This is a genomic window from Microvirga vignae, assembly GCF_001017175.1.
GTDB classification, from domain to species: Bacteria; Pseudomonadota; Alphaproteobacteria; order Rhizobiales; family Beijerinckiaceae; genus Microvirga; species Microvirga vignae.
The window spans coordinates 1-2,579 of sequence record NZ_LCYG01000156.1; the positions used below are offsets into that span (position 1 = coordinate 1).

A 2,579-nucleotide genomic window follows, 5' to 3' on the forward strand; every position below is an offset into this window, starting at 1 on the left:
CAGGTATGGGGCGTGTTCATCGATGGTGTCTCCGAGGTTTACTGAAGCTTGCGGGACAGCCGGAGGGCTGCCCGCTCAAGGGCTTTGTCGCTGCCGTTGCCGGTCAGCGCGTAGGCGAGTTGGCTGATCTGCCAATAGACCGTCTTCGCTCCGTCAAAGCGGGCAATGGTCGGGTCGATGACGTCGAAGACCGGCACATGGGCCGCGAACAGCGACACCCGGCCAAGGTCTTCGGCATCGATGGCGATCTCGATGCTGTGGCCGTACCTTGACGGAAAGATCTGTGCATCCCGGACCTGCCAGTTGTCCGGCAGAACAGGGAGCCGGATCCCGGTCTCGGCGAGGATCTCGGCGGGATCGAAGGCTGCGACTTCGGGCTGCGAGATCATGCGGGCCCGCAGAAGGCCTGTCTCGTGCGAGTGCAGAGCATCCTCGACAAAGGCAGGTGGCTTGGGCGAGGCTTCACTGTCGTTGATGCCGAGGCCAACCTGCCCGTGAGCAAACCAGCCGAACCCGATCAGCGTCACCACGGCGGCAATCCGGCGGAGCTTCAGCCCGAGCTCCTGCCAGGCAAGAGCACGCTCGAGCCGGGCGGCCGATTGGAGCATGGTTTCCGAGGGACGAGCCAACGGCGCAGCATGAACTAGTCGAAGAGCGTCCCGGTCCTTCAGGTCGGCCATAATGCGTGCCGCCGCTTCCGGAGCGCGCGCGAGATACTCCTCGACCTCAATCCTCCGGGCCGGGGTGAGCTGGTCATCGACATAGGCCAGAAGGTCCGTTTCGGTGATGGGGTCAGACATCGGATCCTCCTACGATGCGCAGGCTTGGACGCTTGGCTTCGGACGGCCGTGAAAGATCCACTCCCGCCTCGAAACCCCGCAGCGTGGCGCGGGCGCGTCCGATACGGGACATGAGCGTGCCGACCGGGATCCTCAGGGCATCGGCTGCTTCCTGGTAGGACAGGCCCTCAATGGCCACTAGGTGCAGAGCGGCCCGTTGCTCATCCGGCAGGCTCATGAAAGCGGCTTGGACCTGCTGAAGCCTGACCCTGCTTTCCTGCTCCGGTGGAGCTGCGGTGTCGGCGAGAGCGGCGGCATGCTCCAGGCGGCGAAGCTCCGCCATGTAACGGCGTCGGCCATCGATGAAGGTGTTGTGCAGGATCGACAGCAGCCAGCCGCGCAGGTTGCCGCCGGGGCGGAACGAGCTTCGCCGCTCATAGGCGCGGACAAGCGTTTCCTGCACCAGATCCTCGGCCTGGGACTCGTCGCGCATCAGCGATCTCGCGTAGCGCCGCAGCGGCCCGAGCAGTCCGATGACATCCGTGCGCTTGGTATCGTTCATGTGAGGTATACGGAGCTGGGAAAGGGCTTAATCCGGACGAACGTCAGAATTTTTGTTGCCGCCACGGTCATGCCAGCTCCCGCCCTCTCGCGCAGCTGCTGCGGCCGCCTCGACGAGCCTGACCAGTCGCTCCACAGCAAAGGCCTCGCGCCGTTCCGCATCGTCCTCCACGATGGGGACGAACGGGATCGGGGTGGGAAGAGCAGTGGAATCCATCGTCGGATCCTCCAGTTGCGGTCGCGCTCGCAGGCGCAATGGCAAGAGAAGGTATCCGACATCGCAGGCGGCGGCCCGCCAGAGGGGCCTGGACCCAAGGCGATCATGAGTTATGCACCGGGATGCGGTACGCAAGAGGATTGCGGCTCCCCAACAGGCTGCTTTCGTCTGGCTGGTTACTTGGCCAATGCAGTCAGGCCCGTTCCCGGAGCGAGCACCACGAAAGCCCATACGAGCGCAGAGGCGATATTCGCCATCTGGAACAGCAGCAGGGGCATGGCGAAGATACCCGCCGTCAGCGGCACCACGGCCCGCATCGGGCCGATGAAGCGGCCCAGGAAGACGCCCCACGCACCCCATCGGGAAAAGAACCGTTCACCTCGAACGGCCAGGCTTGGGTGACGTGAGAGCGGCCAAACCCGAAGTGCAGCGTGCTTGAACCTGGATCCAATGGCATAGGAGACCCAATCTCCAAGGATCGCACCGACGGCCGCTCCCAGCCAGATGGGCCAGAATTCCAATCCGCTCGCGCCGACCAGAGCGCCGATACCCAAAAGCAGAATGGTTGAGGGAACGAGAAACGAAAGAAAGGCAAGGGACTCGGCGAAGGCGAGTGCGCCGACAACGAAGGGAGCCCAGGCTAGGTGCGCTTGGATGAAGTTGAGCAGAATGGCCGTAAAAGCATTGAGATCCATCATGGTCTCCAGCCATGCAAAGAGTAATCCACCTGAGAATCCTCGAGCCCTTCACGGGCGCAGCAGAGACAGTCATCGCTACGGACGCCCCACTTCATGGTCGAAGCGACCACAGGTTTTGTGAACCCGTCAGAGGATACGAGACACGTCGGCCCCTTAATCCATGTACGTTTGGCATATTGTCGAAAGCGGTGGAATGTTCAGTAAGATAAGGTGAAGGCGCGTGTGTCCCGGACACACGCGCCTTGGTGAGGTGATCCCTCAGTTCTGCGGCTGGGGCTCCATGCCCCCGTCGTTCTCGCGCGGGCGGCCAGGACGGGTGGTCGG

At 63.1% G+C, this 2,579-nt stretch carries 4 protein-coding genes; all 4 read right to left on the minus strand.

Features of this window, described 5'->3' with window-relative positions; translation table 11 throughout:
- Window positions 1–38 precede the first annotated feature (38 nt).
- Window positions 39–800, minus strand: coding sequence for an anti-sigma factor family protein (locus AA309_RS31395; RefSeq protein ID WP_047192950.1), 762 nt, complete (start codon window positions 798–800; stop codon window positions 39–41).
- Window positions 793–1,341, minus strand: coding sequence for a sigma-70 family RNA polymerase sigma factor (locus tag AA309_RS31400; protein ID WP_047192951.1), 549 nt, complete (start codon window positions 1,339–1,341; stop codon window positions 793–795). The genes AA309_RS31395 and AA309_RS31400 overlap by 8 nt, the downstream gene beginning before the upstream one ends.
- A gap of 27 nt (window positions 1,342–1,368) precedes the next feature.
- A complete protein-coding gene (locus AA309_RS31405; protein ID WP_047192952.1) occupies window positions 1,369–1,557 on the minus strand; it encodes a hypothetical protein in 189 nt (62 codons plus the stop codon).
- Between the two features lie 176 nt (window positions 1,558–1,733).
- Window positions 1,734–2,252 carry a DedA family protein gene (locus AA309_RS31410; RefSeq protein WP_047192953.1) on the minus strand — a complete coding sequence of 173 codons (519 nt, stop codon included), beginning with the start codon at window positions 2,250–2,252 and terminating at the stop codon, window positions 1,734–1,736.
- Window positions 2,253–2,579 lie beyond the last annotated feature (327 nt).

What these genes read in the sequence shown, in the direction of transcription:
- AA309_RS31395 (WP_047192950.1), bottom strand. Translation starts at nt 800, where the DNA reads ATGTCTGACCCCATCACCGAAACGGACCTTCTGGCCTATGTCGATGAC.
- AA309_RS31400 (WP_047192951.1), bottom strand. Translation starts at nt 1,341, where the DNA reads ATGAACGATACCAAGCGCACGGATGTCATCGGACTGCTCGGGCCGCTG.
- AA309_RS31405 (WP_047192952.1), bottom strand. Translation starts at nt 1,557, where the DNA reads ATGGATTCCACTGCTCTTCCCACCCCGATCCCGTTCGTCCCCATCGTG.
- AA309_RS31410 (WP_047192953.1), bottom strand. Translation starts at nt 2,252, where the DNA reads ATGGATCTCAATGCTTTTACGGCCATTCTGCTCAACTTCATCCAAGCG.